Origin of the sequence: Planococcus sp. MSAK28401 (genome assembly GCF_018283455.1) — a bacterium.
Classification (GTDB): Bacteria; Bacillota; Bacilli; order Bacillales_A; family Planococcaceae; genus Planococcus; species Planococcus alpniumensis.
This window is the reverse complement of sequence record NZ_JAAMTH010000009.1, coordinates 110,735-129,484: the sequence shown is the minus strand read 5'-3', so window position 1 is coordinate 129,484 and position 18,750 is coordinate 110,735. Positions and strand designations below refer to the sequence as shown.

Sequence of the window (18,750 nt, the reverse complement as noted above, 5' to 3'; positions counted from 1 at the left end):
ACAATGCCAGGTACGCTTTCATTCGTCACTCATATATTTTATTACGTGCTTTAAGCCTTCTCTACTAAACCACGCTTCACCAATTCGAATAGCTTCATTAGCCACTTCTCCAGTTATGGCACAGACATGTCTCTGTCGATGAGGCTCGAGTATAATCTGACGATCAGTGTATGTAATATCGACGAGGTTACCCTCTTTTAGCTCAAACATTTCTAATAGCTCTTTCGGAATCACGACACGTCCCAAGTTGTTGATTCTTTTTGTATGCATGTTGTTCCCCCCTTATTATTAATGAGCTGTCTTATACTCTTTTTACGATGATATCACAAGAAAAAAACTATTTAAAAGGAAGTTGGCCATAGTTAATCTGGAGAAAGCAGAACGCCTGTATTTAATTTTAAAGGCTTCGGTTATAAACCGAAGAGTAACGTTCCAATTACGAAGAATATGAGTATACTAAGCAATTGATTCCCTGAAATCAAAAGTAATCTTTTTCGCTTGCTGCATATCAGATTCGACCTTCTCGTAATCGCCACGTTTGGAATCAGTAAAGGAAAACTCAAAATAGCTACAAATAGAAAACTCATGCTTAGAACGGCTAATTGAGTATTATTCGTATTATATTCGATCGCCTGCCCCACAAAGAGCAATAAGATAACCAGGAACGGTGCAGCAACCAAAATAGCTAAGTAAATGAACCAATAGCTTAAATGTGTTCTCGATAGCGCTATTAAGTAACTAATAATTTTCATATGTATAGATCCTTTCTCTTTAAACAGTTAGTTTTTAAAACACACACCTAGCATTTGACATATTGACCGAAAAAAATAAAAGTGTTACAATATGAGTATATAACGTTATTAATTCGGAGGTGAGCGTCATGTTAAGTGATCTACTATGGTTTTTGGGAGCTAAACAGCAATATGATGGACAAAAGAGCGCAGGACTCGCTGGGCTACTTGCTCTAATTCTAACTTTTGTTGCGGTATGGAAATGGGAAGATTGGATATACCCTGTTTTAAATTGGAGCGGGTTGGTCGGTTTTGCTGATCGATTGGGTTTTATCTCTGAATCCTCACACGTTACTATGTTCAACATATCTTCAATGATTATTCTCTTAATCTTTGCGTATGCCATTCTGTGCTTTGCAACAGTTTTTATTGGCTTGCTAATTTCTTCTTTCATTTCTTCCAAAGTAGGCATGACCTTGATTGGTATTATTCTTTTTCCTATTATAATCGTACCTGTACTAATTTACGGCTACTTCTGGAAAAAGAAACAAGACGCTCCCAAGAAGCCAACAAAAAGCGAACAGCTTAGACAGGACCTAGAAATGAAGAAGAACGAGCACTATATGAGATGGCTGGAAATTTACAATAGAGCTCCTAACGTCGATGAACTCACTGAAACAACTAAAGAAATGAAAGGCTTTAGACGCTCCCTAGTTACGGGAACCCTATGTGGCCCTGATGCTACAGACGTTGAAGTAAGCCACTATTTTCAGTGGGGTAGCTATGCTCGAAACATTGAACCTCAATTAGATAAGCATCGTGATAGCATCATCGCTTTTAACCGTGAAACAGGCAAATTTTCTATGGTACTCCCTAACCCGCTCCCTGTCATGGTATCTCCTTTGTTTAGTGAACGCTTTGAAGACGAGGAAGTGTTACTCAATGCTTTGCATCTTTTTAAAACAGAGTTTCCGGATGCCGATCATCATGTCTTCCCTAGCTTAGAATTAGAAGTTATTAATACCCTAGAACGCTCTTATCTGTCGCCAGTCGAAAATGCGGTCATCACTCCTTTGACTTTAGTGGATGGCGATAAGACATATGAAAAGTTTCACATAAAGGACCAACTAAATTTTTATCGAACTATTCAAGCTGTAAACGAACGCAAAGACGTGCAAGAGCTTTTGAATCGTGTTAATTTGAATACGCTTTTGTTAAATGAAATTGTGAAATCACAGGGCATCGAACCAAAACCAACGCAAGACCCGTTTGCGAAAACGTGGGGAAATCTAGCAACATACAAAGACTTGTTCTCCGGTCAGCTGGCTACTGCATTTCAGCACTTGAACAACAATGGATATAAGTGGAGAGTGAGTAAATGAATACCGAAAGCGACAAAAATAAAGAACAGGGCAAAAGAAGTAATGCCCAACCAGAATTGACACATTATATTGAACTTCTTCAAGAACATAAAGAATTTTTAACATCCGCGCGCGAGTGGAACGAGTATCGAAAGGAAAATAACTTGCCTCACTCCCAAACGCTTATAAAGAAATTTGGATCCTGGAACGCCGTTAAAGAATCAATTGGAACAGAACGTGTAAATGAGCGGCATAGGCCGGTTAAATATAATAAAGAAACAGTTATCAGCATATTGAAGGAGCATGGCCACCGCCTAACCACAAAGTTAGAATGGGATAAATATGCGAAAGAGCACAAGCTGCCCAATTATACAGTTTTGTTCAAACGATTGTCGGACGAAGAAATACATGAACTTACGGGATATCGCAGAGTGTATTCGAAGGAATTGCTTATACAAATCATTAAAGACTACTATCCAACAACGCCTCCCACAATACGTGAATGGAGAGAGCTAGCTAAGAATGAAAAGTCTGCACCTTCTGCTAGTTTGATCATCGTCCATTTTGGTTCTTGGAAAGGTATGATTGAACACATTTATAGTTAAAAGTAAGACGCCCCCTTGAGGGCGTCTTTTTGTATTCCTATGAGCTGCTTCTAGATTCTAAAAAGTCGCTTAGATCTATTTGCGTAATCTTGTGATCCCCTTCGCCTATCGTTACAAAGGAAAATGGAACTTGCATAGTTGATTTATCCGCATACGTTAAAATAATTGTTCCGCTGTCCTTTGCATGATCGAACTTATCGACATTCAATGTGTACTCCATTGAAACTAAAGACCCCGCTCCGTTCATTTCTCTTAAAAAAGCTGTTATCACCTGCTCACGGACTTCAAAGTCCATTTCATCCTCCCATATACTCTGAAAACTTTCAGGCGTTAAAGCTGAAGTTAAATAGGTACTGCTTTCAGTAGTCACTGCTCCGTAAAACATTTCAAGAGCGGCTGTCTGGCGATCTTCCCTAGTCACTTTTTCGTGTTCGTGATTGAAGGAGTGCTCGAGCACGTCTTCATCGTGCTCCTCATGCTCTTCATGAACGTTTTCATTGCTGGATAAATGGAATTTTAAAAACACACTGGAATCGGGTACTTTACTTAACACAAAATCATTTGCCTTTTGAGTCGCTTCTACTGTACTTTCGATTTCTTCCAGCGACTCTTCTAACTTTACAGTTTTAACTTCTGTTTCTTTAGGTGCGGAAGAGTAGACAAACCAAATGATTAAAAGGAGAACTACGACTCCGCAGCCAAAGAGTATGAACCAACGTTTCATGGAGATGTTTGTCATGTGTCACCTTCTTCACTGACCGACTCCTTTATAGAGTCAGCCATATTATTGAATCGATGTCATTGCCAGCATAACTCCCATGCCCCCAAAGATTACAGGGAGAGAAACTAGCGCCCATTGGTTTAATGTAAGACTTCTCATGCGATCACCCCTTTTTTAAACAGATTTCAATATATTGATCAATTCATTGGAATGTAAAGAGCCGGATTTAGCGCATTGCTATTTCCCGTCCTTGCTGGTGAGTGTAATTCGAAATGTAAATGCATTCCGGTTGAACTTCCGCTGTTCCCCATGTTTCCGAGCATTTGTCCCTGTGTAACTGTTTGACCCTGGGATACGGCCACTCTGGACAAATGGGCATAAACCGCTTCGTAGGTTCTGCCACCAACATTGAATTTAACCCACAAGTGATTGCCCCATCCGCCACCGCACGTACTTCCTAACCGTCCGTTTTGCGGGCATCCTGTGACTGAACGAGTGACTACTCCATTTGCAACTGCTACTACCGGAGGAGCGGTTGTACTTGCAATATCCATCCCGTAATGGAAACTCCGTGACCCTAAAGAACGCGGACCATAAGGGGACGAATTTCTACCGATTGTCGGCCGCATAAAGGAGCCTGGTACCAGTTTTGGAATTTCACCATCAGCAGGTTTTAAAGTTGCTTCAGACTTAAACTTGTTCGCATATTCATTAATCTTGTCGACATAGGCGTGACTCCGGTTGTAATTGAAAATCGCCGCATCTTTACCCCGTTGCCATCCCATTGCGTTCATATAGCGAGCGGTTGCAAAGATGGCATCTTTTATCTCCCATGGACTTGCCTTGCCGTTTTTATCAGCGTCAATTCCGTAACCGCCGTATTTTTGAATAATGATGGGATCGTTCATGTCTTTCTCAGGTATTTGGAATGAACCGTTCCCGTTACATCCCGGGTATCCCCACCCAACCCATGTACAAGGAAGAAACTGCATATGACCTACTGCACCGGCCGATGAGATCATCGTGGGGTGTGTACTGAAAGCCGTCTCTACATAATGAAAAGCGGCCAGATAATACCATTCCACGCTATAAGCTTTTTCTGCAGCAAGATAGACTTCCATAAACTCTGTCGGTATGCTGCTGCCGGGTACGACCGTTCCATCGAATCCAATGAAGGAATTACCTGATGCCCATTCTGAATAGCGAATATCGCCCCCAGTGGCCATATAAATCGCTTCAACCATTTGGATGTCTGTTTGTCCATAATTGAAAGGTTCACCGCGCAGAACCGTATCAAAATAGGAATAATCCATTGTTTCAGCAGGAGTCGATACAAAGGTTTGTGAGCGGGATTTTGTAGTAATCGTATAAGGAATCGGCTTCCACCAATACTCGCCAGGGATGATGTTTCCATCTTCATCTTTGACTGGTGTTTTTTCGTAATCCGTCTTATGAAGCACCGATTCTTGCCAATCGTTATAGTGAGCTGTATTATCTATTTCCATCGTTCGGTCCCATGCTTGTACAGAAGTAAACAAATTCATTTCAAATGGTATTTTGTTTTTGACTGTATCGCATTCACCTTTTTTACACGTTGTTTGTTCAGATTCAACATAACCTTCTCTTACTGTATAGTTAAACGTTGGTTTTAAAGCTTCTACGAATAAATCGACCGCTTCTTTTGATGAAGCACTCTTTTCGCTGTTTGCTTCATAAATTTGCATTGCAGAAACAATTAATTCAGGTGGAACTTGATAAGGGCGTTGTTCGATTTTTGATTGATCAATCGAATTGTAAGATGCCTGCTCGATGTACTCTTTCAATTCGTAAGCATCCGATTCAAGATCTGTACTCTCTCCCCATGAAAATAGCATGGATGTAGCTACAAGGACCAAGACGATAAATAGCAACACGCCAATGATCGTAAGAATTACTGGAGCTCCCAAGCCAATTAGGAAAGAAATAACAGCCTTTATTCCTGCAAGGCCGGCCTTTGCCGCAGCTTTTGCTGCGACTTTGCCGTACTTTTTCAGCGCCTTTTTGCCAAGCTTTTTCGCTTGTTTCTTCGCAACGTTTTTGGCGCCTCGCTTCAGGGCGGATTCTTCTTGAGCTTTTTGTTCACCTGCTATTCTCATTCAGTCCTCACCCCAATATGCCTTGTTTTCTTCTTACAGAGTCTAAGTTCGAGCGTTTTTGCTGTGTCCGTCGTACTCGTTCCATTTGTTTGTTAGGTATCATATTCGAATAATCATTGTTCGGGAACATTCCTCCCAAACTGTTTGATGTGTAATAGTCTTCAGGAATATCACTTCCTGCTACATAGGAATCAACTGCCACATTCGAGCCTTTAGCAATGTTTGGCTTAATTTTGTTATTCGATATTTGCATCGGAATTGTACGAGATTCGTTTGTTCCTAATCGACTGTCACCGGCATATACTGGCGACACCCGAAAAGTCTTGCCCTCTTTTTGAGCAGTTACAAACTGACGATCCTTCTCTACAACTACTTGCACATTTTCCAATCCAGCTTGAGCCATATCTTCAACATAGAAGCTTCCTGAATCGACGTGTTGGTTAAAGAGCGGAACATTTTTCTTACTGATAGGTGTATGTCGTGAATTCGTCTGCCCTGTACCTAGTAAGCTATTCGGATTTTGTTGAACAGACACATTGGATGGGATTCTACCGCCACCACTATCTAAGCGATAACTGCTTGTCTGTGAGCCCTTAGGTTTGCTTACTACCAGCGAGTCATCTTGCATTTGGAGATCTTGATATACTGCTTCTCCTTTGCGCAGTCCTGGATGACCAGCCCCTTTACGAGAAACCACCCGATTTTCTCCGCTATTGGTTTTCACTTCGATGTAAGATTCTTCAGGAGTAATAACCTGTCTAACAGCTCCAGGAGCGATTTGCGTATTGCCTCGATCATCCGTGATAGTTTGAGCCATTTGCATGACTTCGCTTGGAGACGAAATTGATTCTTGGACAGCTGACTTGTATGGAGATAACTTATTCGCCATACGTTTGCCGGCTCGATATCCACCCGCTCCCGCAACGATTGCAGCGCCATATCCTAAGTTGTTGCTGACTGCCGCTTGTGCATTTACCGCTCCGCCGTTTGCATCGGCCAATGTTTGAATGGCTTCTGAATGTCCTGCTTTTATTGACGGACCAATTGCTTTAAAGCCATTAGCCAATTTGTTCCCTTCCTCGTTATAAACGCTGTTAACCATGTTTGTTCCTATTGCTGTTGTGCCTTTTACAGTCGCTTCTTTTAAGTCTGTGACACCTTTTGCAAAGCCACTTATTCCGGTTGCAGCCCCAGTAAATGCAGCCCCCTGTGAAATCTTACGCCCTACAGATTGTCCAATATTGCCCATCGGCCCTGAAGCCTGATTTAGTGACTTCATGTTACTAATGCCCGATAAGGAATCGTTATAGGTATCGACCGCTTTTTGATAGGCTGGCATAGCGTGATTGTTATCCCAATCAGAAACCGCAGACGATGGTGTAACTCCTTGTGCAACTTGATCAGCCACATAAGCGTTTTCCTGTTTTTTAACAGCTGCATTCGCCATTCCACTCGCTAGATACGGAATATTCGGTTGACCCTTTTGCGATGTCATTTGCATACCTGATAGGTTGTTTACTGCATTTGTCATTGCAGTTTGATATTCGTTTCCGACACCCTCAACCTTTTGAATATTGCCGCTTAGGTTCTTAGAGAATTCATCTGGAGATATAGCATTTTCTAGGTTAGCTTCATCACCTACAGATTGGACTGCTGCCCCGTAGAAAGCTTTCTGTATTGATGCCTTCTTAGTTGCGAATGCTTTTGCACCTCTTTGTTGAAAGGCAACGTTCGATTCACCTTCTGCTTGAGGATTCTGGGTTGCATAATCGTTCATGAAGGATTCTTTGTTTTGCTGTTCCCAATTCCCTGTGAGAGCGGCCGCAGAATTGTTCGCTAAATCTTTTGCAATCACTTTTCCACCGTTCGCGCGCCCAACAGGGATAGCTCCTTTGATCGCATCGTTGTAACTAGATTGTTGAGATACGCCTTCTACTTTTTGAATATTCGTGGCAAGACGTTCGCTAAATGCTTTTGGTTCAATGCTTGTCTCTAAAGCATTTTCACCGCCAACTGAAGTGACTGCCGCTCCGTAGAAAGCCTTTTGCATATCTGCCTTCTTCGAGTTAAAAGCGGTATTTTTACGTGTTTGGTAAGCTGAATCACTTTCATTTTCTAGTTGTGGATTCGCTTGTTCATAGTTGCTCATGAACGCACCTTTATTTTGCTTAGCCCAGTTATTCGTTAAAGCTTCAGAAGATGCATTTGCTAAATCTTTCGCAGGGGCTTTGCCATCATTCGCTTGCGTTGTTTTAATCGCGCCAGCAACTGCCTCCGAATATCCGCTCTGTTGGGAAACGCCTTCTACTTTTTGAACGTTGGCAGCTAAACGATCGCTAAACGCTTTTGGCTCAATTTTGGATTCAAGAGCACTTTCGCCCCCAGCAGATTCAACTGCCGCTCCATAAAATGCTTTTTGCATATCAGCTTTTTTGTTATTAAAGGCCGTATTCTTTCGTGATTGATAATCAGATTCAGATTCTGATGCCTGTCTAGGATTCTCTTTTTCGAAATCATTCATGAAATTATCTTTGTTTTGCTTTGCCCAATTATTTGTTAATGCTGTCGAAGAAGCATTTGCTAAATCTTTGGCAGCAAACTTGTTGCTATTGGCTTGCGTATCATCAATTGCACCTCTAATCGCATTTGAATAACCATCTTGATTAGTTACGCCGGCCAGTTTACTCGCAGCTGGTGCAAGATTTTTCAAAAACGTTTCTTTGGACATTGGCTCGTCTAGCCCTTTACCATTTAGCGCTTCAATTCCGGCATCATGGAACTTTCCGCGCATTTCAGCCTTTTTGTCATTAAATGCATTCATTCTTCGTGCCTGGTAGTTACCTCTCGATTCGCCAGCCTTTTGAGGTTGTTCCTGGTCATACTGATCGAAGAAATCTTGCTGGTTGTTTTCTCCCCATTTGTCAGCAAGTGCAAGAGCGGAAGAGTTTGCGAGATCTTTACCAAGTGCATCATTCTTCGCATTTGCATTGGCTTCTTTGAAGTTAGCCTGGGCCCCTTGATAGAAGCCGGCTCTTTTCTCTTTTTGTATGCCATCAAATTTCTTGTCCAAATCTGCTGGACTTGCGTTAGGGAATCGCTCTTTCAAATCCGCCATGATGGAGTCTTTATTTTCTTTTGCCCAGTTAGCTGTTTCTGTATCTGCTACAGCATCAGCAAACTCAGCCGAACCCTCTTTTGGAACTCCGGAAGCGGCTTCTTTCCCTTTCTCTAATCGAGAAGCGGCTCCTTGAGCTAATGCTGCTCCCGCTCTACCGGTAACCCCACCAAGCGCACCTCCAGCTGCAAAACCTGCCGTAGCACCGGCCATTGCGCCGACCGGACCTAATCCCATACCGGCAACAGAACCGGCCATTCCCATGACCGCTTTGCCGCCTTTCGAGAATATATCTCCGGTTTTCAACATTTTTTCTGCTTTAGTATCAGAGCCAACATCACTACCAGCGTTTGCACCGAGGGTATTTTTCAAGCTGTCCGCACCATTTTCGGTATCTTCTCCGGATTTACTTTTTCCTTTCATAGCACCGGAACCGCCTTTGTATGCTTCTTGAATAGCTCCCATGACGCTCTTATCATTCATTGCCCCTTTTATAGAGCCTGCCATACCCGCTAGTCCTGCCATGCCGAACATAGCACCTGTTTTCGCTAGTCCACCTTGCATATCTCCACCCACGCTTAGCAAACGGCGGATACTTTCAGTGATAGGAATGAATAGCACGTATACCATGACTGTTCCAATGAAACTAGAATCTGCTGAAGATACTGTGGCTATAGTGAAGAAAACAAAAGCATGTACTGCCTGAACAAAAATTGAGCCTATCAATTCGCGGAACCAAGCTCCTGTTAGATTCTTAAATTGTGGCAGTAACCACATCACCACCATGAGCGGTCCAAGAGCCATCAAAATGATTAACGTCACTTTTCTCATCAAGTAATAAAGATTCGCCCACAACGTTAACCCAGTGAGTATCAAAAATACGAAGATCAGCCCTAGTGTTCCTATGCTCGAACCTGCAGCACCTGACATATCCTCATATGAACTCGAAAAACGAGTTACTTCTTCTGTGTCGTAAACGGATGAAAACAAATCCACTATATTCATATTGATCGCAAAGAGCAGATCATATATAACAGGGAGATTCAGTAGAACGATTCCTACAAAAAGTAAATCTTTTAGAAAATCTGTTAGAACGTTTCGTGTCTGTGGGTTTCTTCCAGATGAACTAATCCTTGCGCCATTGACCGCAATTAGGGATAAAAGCACAATGCCCGCTAAGCCCATTACGGTGTAATACACCGGTCCTAATGCAAGAGCTAATTCGTCTGGCCGGAACGTTCCCCAAACCGAGCTTAAATCCTCATCTCTTCCGAAAATCAATGTAGTGATCAAGCGCAAATCAGCAAAAGGGGAAATAAAGCTTTCGAACATCCATAGTAAAGATTCTTCAAGAATCTGAATTAACTTTTCACTTACCATGTCAAACATCTACAAAGCCTCCCCTCAACTGTAATATGTCTCTTTACTAAACTCTTTTCGCTTTCGATGCATTTCGACATGGGCCGTGTTGCTCTCGATGAACACAATTTCATCTTTCGATGGATCGGTTTGAAGCCATACAGATGAGCGACCTGTTCTTAAAATCCCCTCACCCTTATCCGGATTCTGGAACAAGGTATCTAGCTCTCCTTGCGATAAATCAAAGTTTTCCGCAATCAATTTCAAGTCAATTCGATTCTGCTTTAAGAAAAGCGTTGTATGAGAGTTTTGAATAACAGCTCGTGCTTTTGGAGATTCTAGAATTCGTTGCACATCTTGTGAAGCGACTCTTAGGCCGGCATTACGTTTCCGCGCTCGGCGAGCAACTTTTTCTGCAAATGAAACTGTTTGTTCGTTATCAACCATCGTCCAGAATTCATCGGCATAGATGATTTTCTTTTTCTCTTCGTTATCGACGTTCTTCACGAAGTATTCCCAAATGTAGTTAAGAATGACGTGATAAGCGATTGGCCGCAGGAACCCTTCTTCCATCTGAGAAATGTTGAAACTAACTAGCCTTGCGCCGTGTAAGTCAACATCCTCTTCGCCTAAGTACGTTTGGCCATCGAAAATCGGCTTAGAGCCATCACGTAAAAATGGTCTGATAGCTGCTAGTAAACGCTCGCAGTTTCCTTTATCACCAAAGTGTTCAGTGAGATATTGATAAACATCACTGATGGTCGGTTCTGCCTTTCTAACCTTTGATTGAATGATCATGCCGTTTACTTCTTTCGGCACTTCTTCATATAAAGATGAAGGGTGTGTAGAATAACCCAGCTTGTCATAGATGGATTTCAAAGCTTCCTCAATGTAGTTTTGTTCAAATACTGTAAGCCCGTCTTTTTCTTGGTTTTTCCCTCGGCAAATGATGTCGAAGAAGTCTAGACCTTCATTAATTTTTTCGCGAATCGGAACAAATGAAATGTATTTCTTTCCATTCTTTTCGATGATTTCTCGTTGATCCGCATTTTCTAAAAGTTCCAGTTCCTCATCGTCCTGATTGTCCTCGATCGGAACGTTTGAAACATTCATTGCTAATGGATTAATTCGAGTGGTGCTTTCTTCTGACAGGTTGACCACCGCTCCACCTAATCGTTTGACGATTTTGTTAAACTCGCCTTCTACATCAATTAGTCTTGAATAGACAGCTGCTCCGGTCGTTTCTCTCGACAATAGCAATTTAAGTCCGAGTGATTTTCCGGACCCTGATATGCCGAAGATGCACATATTGTAGTTTTCTGGCCGGTTTTCTGGAGTACCGAACGCATTATAGAATTCTTTTTGTCCTGTGATTCGATTTTTTCCAAGTGGTACACCGCCATTAAATTTTCCGCTTCCGCTAATAAAAGGAGAAAAGGTTGCTAGCGCTCGACGATCTAAGTTTCGGTTTGCATCGTGGATTTCATTGAGAGCAATTGGAGATACACTTCGAAATCCTTTCTTCACTCTTCCCCACGTTGAAGCAAGCGTGAAAAACTTGGAGCTCATTTCATCCTCGATATATTCACTGTACTTATTAAGCTCTCGCTCACTATCTCCATATACCGTCCCTGTAATCGCTACATTGAAAGCGTCATTGTCACTGAACTGAATTTCCTCCATCAACATTTCCGTATCAGCAATTTTTGTGCGATTGTCCATAACCGAGTCTTGATTTCCCCGTTTCAGCTGAAACTGCAAGTTCGATTTGATGATGGTGTTTTGCTTTTGCAGCATTCGTATCGCTTCATTTTTAGCTACTTTATTAACATGAATCATTAAATCGATTTCTCCGCTTGAAGTAAGGGCGTATAGCCAATTAGTTTGCATCTTTCTCGGGAAGCCTTCTCGCGTCACATAGAAAGGACGGAAAAACGTTTGTGTTCCAAGTGATTGCTTTATAATTCCCATATCATCTGATGTACGTTTAATTGAAAGTCCTTCCGGTGACATCACATCCCAAATGTCCGGGACTTGATTGATTGGAAGTTTCTTTTCATCAATTGGTGTTTCTTCCAACACGTCCGCTTCATTTTGTTTGTTCTTTCTTCCGAATTTCTTCTTTTTCATCGTGTGATAACTCCCTTCTCCAAATAGGTTTAACTAGCTTTTTCCTTAGCTACTTTCGCTGCCTCTTCTGCTTGCTCTATTTCACCTTTTACCGCCATTATTTTCGAATCGCTTTGATCGGCTGTTACATATAGAGATAACTTTTCTTTCTCTTCAAAGTTTTTGTACCGATTTTTTAACGCCTTTCTTCTATTGAACTGGTAGTACATCACTTCTGAAATTCCGTCAGTCGTGAGCAGTTGCACTTCAATATTCGCTTTTCGTAATTGCATTTGAGCAGCAGTAACACGTCGATGAAGCTCACTAAAGGCTTTTTCAACAATCTTTTCTTCAAGTTCTTCCTGTGTCTCGGCTTTAATGTCTTTTTCATCAATCGTGTAATCAAAAATCATGAATCGCTTCGTTTCATATCTCGGAGTAGAAGTCTGCCAATCTTGCAAGTCGCGAATTAAGTTTTCTCCGTATTCGCGAGCCAGCGGATTTAAGTCGTCCTCTTCCTGCATGGTTCTTTGAATTTCTTCAATCGGATCCGTTAAATCTACGAAGCGGTTTTGCAAGTACCAGCGAACGCTATTCACTTGCGCCAACCAGGTTTCAAAAACAGCATCTACGCCTTCTTGCTCTTCCGGATTCATAAGGAAGTAGTTCACGGGTTGAACTTCGGCCATAATTGAAAATACATTTCCGTGTTGAACAATCATGTGGTTTTCTATTCCTACTAGATTTGGGAAAAAGTCTTTAAATGGATTGGCTTCGACTTCCTCCTCATCATCGTTTTTTTGCTTTTTCTTATTCACTTTACCTTTGTATTTTTGATTGCCTTTTTTAGATTCTTTCCAGGGTAGGATAGGTTCTTTCATCGCTATCTTTGCGATGATGTACATAACAAGCAGTAAAATTACTAAGAACAAAAGGTCTTTCATTCTTCTAAACGCCCCTTTCTCCAGCTTCCGTATTGAGTTTTTCTTTGAAGCACGATCCAATAGTAAGTATCGCGATTCATGTTATGCTTACCGACTTTTACAAAACCGAGAAATATTATAGAGAAGATTACCGGCGTGGCGCTGATCATTGCAGCTACCGCTCCGATAAACCATGAGATTTTTGCGAACAGTAAATATACAAATGGAACGTAGGTGTATAAAAGAATGCCTCCAACGACCAAATAGATCAGCTGTCGTTTTGAAATAACTCCCATGATTTCTTTCTGTTCACTGGACATATCGACCGGTACTTTAGCAACTCTCATTTATATTGACTCCCTCCGTATAAAGAATAAAAACACCCTCATCTATTCAAATGAAGGTGTTTTTGCTCAGGGTATAGGACTTGGTTAACTACCAATTCCTGTAGCCCAGCCAGCGATGTCGTATGCTTTGTAGATGACAAAGATACCAGCAATTGCAAAGCCTAGAGCCCCCATGCCCGTTGCACGTTTTTGAGGGTTACCTGCGCTACCTGAAAGTAAAATGGCTCCTACAACGATACAAGCAACTCCCCAAAGACCACCTAGCCCCATGATCAAGTAAACGACTTTCTGTAGATCTTCAAATAGACCGTCTGTGCTCCCTGTATCACTGATGCCTGCTTGGTTCAGTGCATTGGATACGTTGGCTGATGCTGACGTTGCCATAAAAGCGGTTGTGGCCAGTGCAGCCATTAATGAAACCTTGAGTTTTGAAGCACCTTTCTTCATGTTCCCACCTCCGAGTGATTTGCGGAATTTCTCCAGAAAAACGAAAAAACCCCACTCTAAACACGATAAACTTGCGCACAGCAGTGCGAAGTCGTGTTTACAGTGGGGTGCTCCCATTGACTTGTCATTTAATTACTCTTATCATACCCAATTCTAAAAATTACCGCAATGGCTTTTTAAAATATTTTCCATAATAAAATGTATAGATCCATTGTTGTTACTTTTTTAGCATTCTTCCTTTCTTCATTTTTAGAAACTAAAAAAGCAGTGCATAAGGCGATAATCACTTCGTACACCACTTTTTTAATTTTTTTTAAAAGATCTTTTACTTTTGGACATTGAACTCGTCAATATTGTCTTTTTGTTTCGTAAAAGAAGTTTGTAAATTTATATGGATTCGAGTTGGCTATTTATTAATTTCTTTTGTGAAAGCGGAGTAGTTAGATGCTTTAAGCTCACTGAGATTAGTATTACTCCAATCACTTATCTCTGATAAAAACTCACTAACATTTCTCGAGATATTCTCAATCCTTTTTAACTCCTGCAAAGCTTCAATTTTATTAGTATCTTGTGTTATTTTTCGAATCATTTTTAAATAAGCTGCCTCTTTTTCTTCCCAATATGATATATAGTCAATACGCTGTTCCAAAGAATATATGTTAGTTGCAAATACAGAAGTTACCTCTACAGGTGAAGGTAGAAATTTCCTATCTGATTCTTTCAATATTATTAATAACATTTTCTCTTTATACTCTCTAGAACGCATAACTTCTGATATCTCGTACATGCAATTTACAGACTTTAAATAATTGTCACTAACTATACTAATCACAAAATCGTGTTTTCCAATAGTTTTCATAAAATCTTTGATACTATCTTTAAACTCAATATCTCGAATGTCTCTAGTCAAACTATACCCCATAGTTTTAAAATCGTTATCAATTAAATCGGCAAAAGCTTGATCACTCCAACAATATGAGATAAATATTTTTTGATTCTTAATTTCCTCTGCACGACCACAATTATCAATTCTATATATCGTTTTATTTACCTTTACTAATTCGTCTGCTTTATTGATAGAAATATAAAAAAGTTTAGCGTCATTTAGATTAAATTTTGCACTCTGAATATCTATCGTTCCCTCTATCAGCTCTAGAACACTCTGCAAATCATATTTAAAAGGAAAGCTTTTCACTTCTAGCCTCTTACCATCATCTCGTATTCCAAAGACCAGGTCTCCACCGTCACTATTCGAGTATGCAACAATTAATTTTGCTACTTCTTCAGGGCTCTCAATTGGGTGCAGATAGGTCGTCTTCTCTCTGCTATTTTCAATAATTTTGTTTTTGACATCACTAATTGTGCTAAACATTAGAAAATTCCTTTCCTATAACTTAGTTAATGGAATTTTAGATATACCAGTTGTTTTAAGTAAATCACCTAAGGTAACCATTCGCTGTACTTCTCCATCATCTGTCCATAATTGATAGTCTACATCGTCTAAAGCTTCTAATTCTTCATCATAATAGAAGATTATTTTTTGGTAGTCACTTGGGCGTATAATAATTCTATAATCTTCCCCTTTGTACTTCGCTGAAAATACCGTTTCTGAATATTTTTTGTTTATCCAATCTTCCAAAGTTGCTGGAAGAGTATAATCTCTAAGGCCCTTTAGATATTCGTAAACATTTTTCGTACTTCTAAACAATAAGCTTTCGACATAGCGTTTCATTTCTTCGGATGACGTGACAACATGTTTGAGCTGTTGAATGATCTCCTCTTTGCTTAGTTCGGAATTAGTTATGATCTCCATTACTTTTTCACGATTATTTATGATTTCATCTAATTCTTCATACTTTATATTTTTTTCTTCTATTTTTTCAGCTATCTTGTACCTTCTCAAATTTTCTTCTGGAGAAGATAACATCATTCTCTTAGGGTATAAATTTTCAAACCATTCTTTCGATTTTTCCGGATTTGATATGAACCAATTTGTTAATCTGTTGAATATTCTTTGAATAGATTCTTCTCTTTCTGTTTCCACGTTTTCCTTTCCAAGTATTTCAGATACTTTAGACTCAATCTGAACAGAACAATCTTCGTTCGTTTTAATTTTTTTAGGATACTCTTCAAAATAGTCTTTAAATGAAAGAATTTCGCTTCGTATTAAACGTCCTTTAATATTTCCTCCTAATATACTCAAAATTTGCTTTAGTTCATCATTAATACCACTATCGAAGTTTACTTTCTCAAACTTCACAAATTTATTATTTTGGTTTAATACATGTGCTGACTCTATTACTTTTTCAAGCCCTTCATCTTTGAGCCAAAGATTATAAAATGCATTTAACCATTCAAAGATTGGCATTTTGTTTTGAATTTTGTCAGTCAATTCATCAAGACATGAATCTTTTAAATAAATATTATTAATGTGAGAGAACTGAATATTACTTCCAAAAACTACACCCCAACCTCGATAAGTTTCTTTAGTCGGGATAGGTAAGTTTTCAAACTCAGATAAAATGTCCCAGAATAAATCTAGGTTTTCTACTTTTTCAGTTGTCGGTATGCTCATTACCACTTCCCCACTCCTGTTTTTAAAAGCCGACCTTTTTGACTTTGTAGCGCATCCGTAATGAGTAGGAACAATTGAAGATGTATCTATATAATTTCTAATTTCTCTATAGCTATAATTTTGTATAGCTGACGTATCTGGACTCTCTAGACTGCATATATTAAACTCATTTTTGGTAATTTCACTCGTAGTACAATAATCTATCAATTCCTTATATAAGGAAACAGCTACTTGTATCAAATCATTGTTTAATTTATTACTATCCCTAATAGCATTTCTGTCTCTTTCTACTTCAAATAAGTTCGAGTTAATAATTATGGGATAGCTAAAATCTTCGGTGCCTAAGAGTGGAAACTCGCAAAAAACTTTTGGAATTTTATTATGAATTGGTAAAAAAACCAAACATTTTTCATCAAATTTTACGGGACAACTAACTGTTACATTTTTTTCATTTAAAATTAACAACTCGTTATTTCCGTCAGGTGCATCGATTTGAACTATTTTCAACTTGTCGTTTATATTCGAAGTCCTTTCGTTTACTTTTTTATAACAACTACCATTAAATGTTATAGAATTAATATGCTCGTTAAAGGTTAGGACATAAGGTATATTCTTTTTCAAATCCCCTATCCCTTCCGCAACTGCAGTTCTTATTTCTTCATTTTCTAGCGAATAAATAAACTTTGTATCTTCATAAACTCCACTTGATTCCTTTTGTTTGCCATTTAAAAACTTTAATTGCTCCAGCATAGTTTTAGTTTTGTCTTTTATTTCACTATACTCATTACCAGACCTATCTACAGTAAACTCTAATGGCGTATATTGGTTATCATTTTGAATGTACGATCCCTTTATCTGCACAACTTCTGACAATAAATGGGTCGACATAAAACCAGTCCCGAATTTCCCTGTTTTCTTTTCTTCTGAACTTTGCTTCGAGGAGATTTGCGTTATTAAATCCAACAAATTTTCATATGAAAAAGGAAGTCCATTATGACCAAACGTAATATTGTTTTCATCGTACTCGATGTTTATATCTATTTTATCTCCTTTTGGCGTACAGTCTGATGCATTTTGAATCAGTTCCCATGCCCATCTACGTCTTATAATCTTCTTTTCTGTTTCTGAGGATTCCTTAATTTTTTGTAATTCTTCCCAGATTGTATTGGAGCTCGCATCCAAAACTTTATTTAATAGTAATTCTTCATTGGACATAGTATTATTCAGCCCTCTTTCCTATGTACTTTGGTTTATTATAAAGTCTTTTGGTATAAATTTTAATATTTCTTTAGAGAGCTTAAAATATCTGGTGTAAACGAACAAATATAAAAAGAAATTGCTTTTCGAAAAATTAAAAAAAAGATGTTTTTTCTCTCTATCTAGCACTATACTAAATTGAAAAAATAGTAAATGGAGATGACTTTTGTGGATAAAAAAGAGGTATATCTTGAGTACTTGAAGGATATTATTGAGAATGAAGAAGATGTTATTTACTTTTCAAAATTTATGACAGATATGGAAAATGTACTAATGCCAGTGCTTTTAAAAGATGAAGAAATAGCTGCTTATATAACCTGGAACTGGAAAATCAAAATAGAAGATTTTAGACAACGTATGGATCTTGTAGAAGGGAAATTAAGGTTTACTAAAGATGTGAAAAATGGCGTAGAAGGAGCAGTTAAGTTGTGGATGGGATGCAACTTGCTTACGACTCTACGAAGCGATCTTATTCCTGATGTATTTGAAAACTGGGAAGCTCATCATGAAGTAATAAGAAACCGGGAAGCAAATGAGATAGCAGAACATTTTAACCTTGTCCTCAGATATATAATTTCTTTTTGCAGATTTAAGATTTCTAATAATGAATATATTATTTTTGATCCATTTGAATATAATCCAAGTGAATTAAAAGAGAAATTAACAATCAGAGAAAGGTCAACGGATACAATAGGAAGCTCTATTTTAGGAACAGTTCTTGGGATACCAGGAATTGGTATTCTGGCGAAGTGGGAAGAACATGATACAAAAAAACGACAGAGAAGAATGTTTTACAATGAAGTTGGACAGATAAACTTTTTTTCCATCGTTTTTGAGTTATCTAGTGAACTTCAGGAAATGCGAAATGTACTACAGTATGAGATAGAAAATCGATGAATTTAATTCCATGGATTTCAATAACTTTAAGAACGTTTATAAGGTGCACTGTTTGTAATACAAAAAGTCTCATTTCCAATAAATCACAAGAGTGCTCTCATGAGGGCTTTCTTATACAAAAAAACGTAAAAAGGATTGAGATATCGCATTAAAGAATTAACTTATACT

The 18,750-nt window shown here is 39.1% G+C and carries 13 protein-coding genes; 3 read left to right on the top strand and 10 right to left on the bottom strand.

Going from position 1 to position 18,750, the window contains the following annotated elements:
• Positions 1–18 precede the first annotated feature (18 nt).
• Entirely contained in the window at positions 19–270 is a 252-nt protein-coding gene (locus tag G3255_RS19405; protein ID WP_211656246.1) for an AbrB/MazE/SpoVT family DNA-binding domain-containing protein, read from the bottom strand.
• Between the two features lie 610 nt (positions 271–880).
• Between G3255_RS19405 and G3255_RS19400 the strand changes: the two genes are divergently transcribed.
• Both G3255_RS19400 and G3255_RS19395 read left to right on the top strand, forming a co-directional pair.
• Complete coding sequence (locus tag G3255_RS19400) at positions 881–2,113, top strand: hypothetical protein (protein ID WP_211656245.1); 1,233 nt, start codon at positions 881–883, stop codon at positions 2,111–2,113.
• On the top strand, positions 2,110–2,697 hold the full coding sequence (locus G3255_RS19395; RefSeq protein WP_211656244.1) for a hypothetical protein: 588 nt from the start codon (positions 2,110–2,112) through the stop codon (positions 2,695–2,697). Before G3255_RS19400 ends, G3255_RS19395 begins: the two co-directional genes overlap by 4 nt.
• 37 nt (positions 2,698–2,734) lie before the next feature.
• On the opposite strand, the gene G3255_RS19390 is transcribed toward G3255_RS19395, so the two are convergent.
• The 9 genes from G3255_RS19390 to G3255_RS19350 all read right to left on the bottom strand — a co-directional run bounded on the left by G3255_RS19390 (position 2,735) and on the right by G3255_RS19350 (position 17,643).
• Positions 2,735–3,436 carry a hypothetical protein gene (locus tag G3255_RS19390; RefSeq protein WP_211656243.1) on the bottom strand — a complete coding sequence of 234 codons (702 nt, stop codon included), beginning with the start codon at positions 3,434–3,436 and terminating at the stop codon, positions 2,735–2,737.
• A gap of 179 nt (positions 3,437–3,615) precedes the next feature.
• On the bottom strand, positions 3,616–5,553 hold the full coding sequence (locus G3255_RS19385) for a peptidoglycan DD-metalloendopeptidase family protein (protein ID WP_211656242.1): 1,938 nt from the start codon (positions 5,551–5,553) through the stop codon (positions 3,616–3,618).
• Positions 5,554–5,560: 7 nt separating this feature from the next.
• Positions 5,561–10,057: a TrbL/VirB6 family protein gene (locus tag G3255_RS19380; protein WP_211656241.1), complete on the bottom strand. Its 4,497-nt coding sequence runs from the start codon at positions 10,055–10,057 to the stop codon at positions 5,561–5,563.
• A gap of 15 nt (positions 10,058–10,072) precedes the next feature.
• The gene (locus G3255_RS19375) at positions 10,073–12,157 is read right to left on the bottom strand and encodes a VirB4 family type IV secretion system protein (RefSeq protein ID WP_211656240.1); all 2,085 of its coding nucleotides are present in this window, start codon (positions 12,155–12,157) and stop codon (positions 10,073–10,075) included.
• Between the two features lie 29 nt (positions 12,158–12,186).
• Positions 12,187–13,080, bottom strand: coding sequence for a hypothetical protein (locus G3255_RS19370; RefSeq protein ID WP_211656239.1), 894 nt, complete (start codon positions 13,078–13,080; stop codon positions 12,187–12,189).
• Complete coding sequence (locus tag G3255_RS19365; RefSeq protein WP_211656238.1) at positions 13,077–13,406, bottom strand: PrgI family protein; 330 nt, start codon at positions 13,404–13,406, stop codon at positions 13,077–13,079. Before G3255_RS19365 ends, G3255_RS19370 begins: the two co-directional genes overlap by 4 nt.
• An 84-nt stretch (positions 13,407–13,490) precedes the next feature.
• Entirely contained in the window at positions 13,491–13,853 is a 363-nt protein-coding gene (locus G3255_RS19360) for a pilin (RefSeq protein ID WP_211656237.1), read from the bottom strand.
• A 406-nt stretch (positions 13,854–14,259) separates the two neighbouring features.
• The gene (locus tag G3255_RS19355) at positions 14,260–15,225 is read right to left on the bottom strand and encodes a TIR domain-containing protein (RefSeq protein WP_211656236.1); all 966 of its coding nucleotides are present in this window, start codon (positions 15,223–15,225) and stop codon (positions 14,260–14,262) included.
• A 15-nt stretch (positions 15,226–15,240) separates the two neighbouring features.
• The gene (locus G3255_RS19350) at positions 15,241–17,643 is read right to left on the bottom strand and encodes a sacsin N-terminal ATP-binding-like domain-containing protein (RefSeq protein ID WP_211656235.1); all 2,403 of its coding nucleotides are present in this window, start codon (positions 17,641–17,643) and stop codon (positions 15,241–15,243) included.
• A gap of 210 nt (positions 17,644–17,853) precedes the next feature.
• Here G3255_RS19350 and G3255_RS19345 point away from each other — a divergent pair, with 210 nt between their 5' ends.
• Positions 17,854–18,582 carry a hypothetical protein gene (locus tag G3255_RS19345; RefSeq protein WP_211656234.1) on the top strand — a complete coding sequence of 243 codons (729 nt, stop codon included), beginning with the start codon at positions 17,854–17,856 and terminating at the stop codon, positions 18,580–18,582.
• Positions 18,583–18,750: the final 168 nt, after the last annotated feature.

Coding starts and splice junctions, on each gene's coding strand:
- G3255_RS19405 (WP_211656246.1), bottom strand. CDS start 270: ATGCATACAAAAAGAATCAACAACTTGGGACGTGTCGTGATTCCGAAA.
- G3255_RS19400 (WP_211656245.1), top strand. CDS start 881: ATGTTAAGTGATCTACTATGGTTTTTGGGAGCTAAACAGCAATATGAT.
- G3255_RS19395 (WP_211656244.1), top strand. CDS start 2,110: ATGAATACCGAAAGCGACAAAAATAAAGAACAGGGCAAAAGAAGTAAT.
- G3255_RS19390 (WP_211656243.1), bottom strand. CDS start 3,436: ATGACAAACATCTCCATGAAACGTTGGTTCATACTCTTTGGCTGCGGA.
- G3255_RS19385 (WP_211656242.1), bottom strand. CDS start 5,553: ATGAGAATAGCAGGTGAACAAAAAGCTCAAGAAGAATCCGCCCTGAAG.
- G3255_RS19380 (WP_211656241.1), bottom strand. CDS start 10,057: ATGTTTGACATGGTAAGTGAAAAGTTAATTCAGATTCTTGAAGAATCT.
- G3255_RS19375 (WP_211656240.1), bottom strand. CDS start 12,157: ATGAAAAAGAAGAAATTCGGAAGAAAGAACAAACAAAATGAAGCGGAC.
- G3255_RS19370 (WP_211656239.1), bottom strand. CDS start 13,080: ATGAAAGACCTTTTGTTCTTAGTAATTTTACTGCTTGTTATGTACATC.
- G3255_RS19365 (WP_211656238.1), bottom strand. CDS start 13,406: ATGAGAGTTGCTAAAGTACCGGTCGATATGTCCAGTGAACAGAAAGAA.
- G3255_RS19360 (WP_211656237.1), bottom strand. CDS start 13,853: ATGAAGAAAGGTGCTTCAAAACTCAAGGTTTCATTAATGGCTGCACTG.
- G3255_RS19355 (WP_211656236.1), bottom strand. CDS start 15,225: ATGTTTAGCACAATTAGTGATGTCAAAAACAAAATTATTGAAAATAGC.
- G3255_RS19350 (WP_211656235.1), bottom strand. CDS start 17,643: ATGTCCAATGAAGAATTACTATTAAATAAAGTTTTGGATGCGAGCTCC.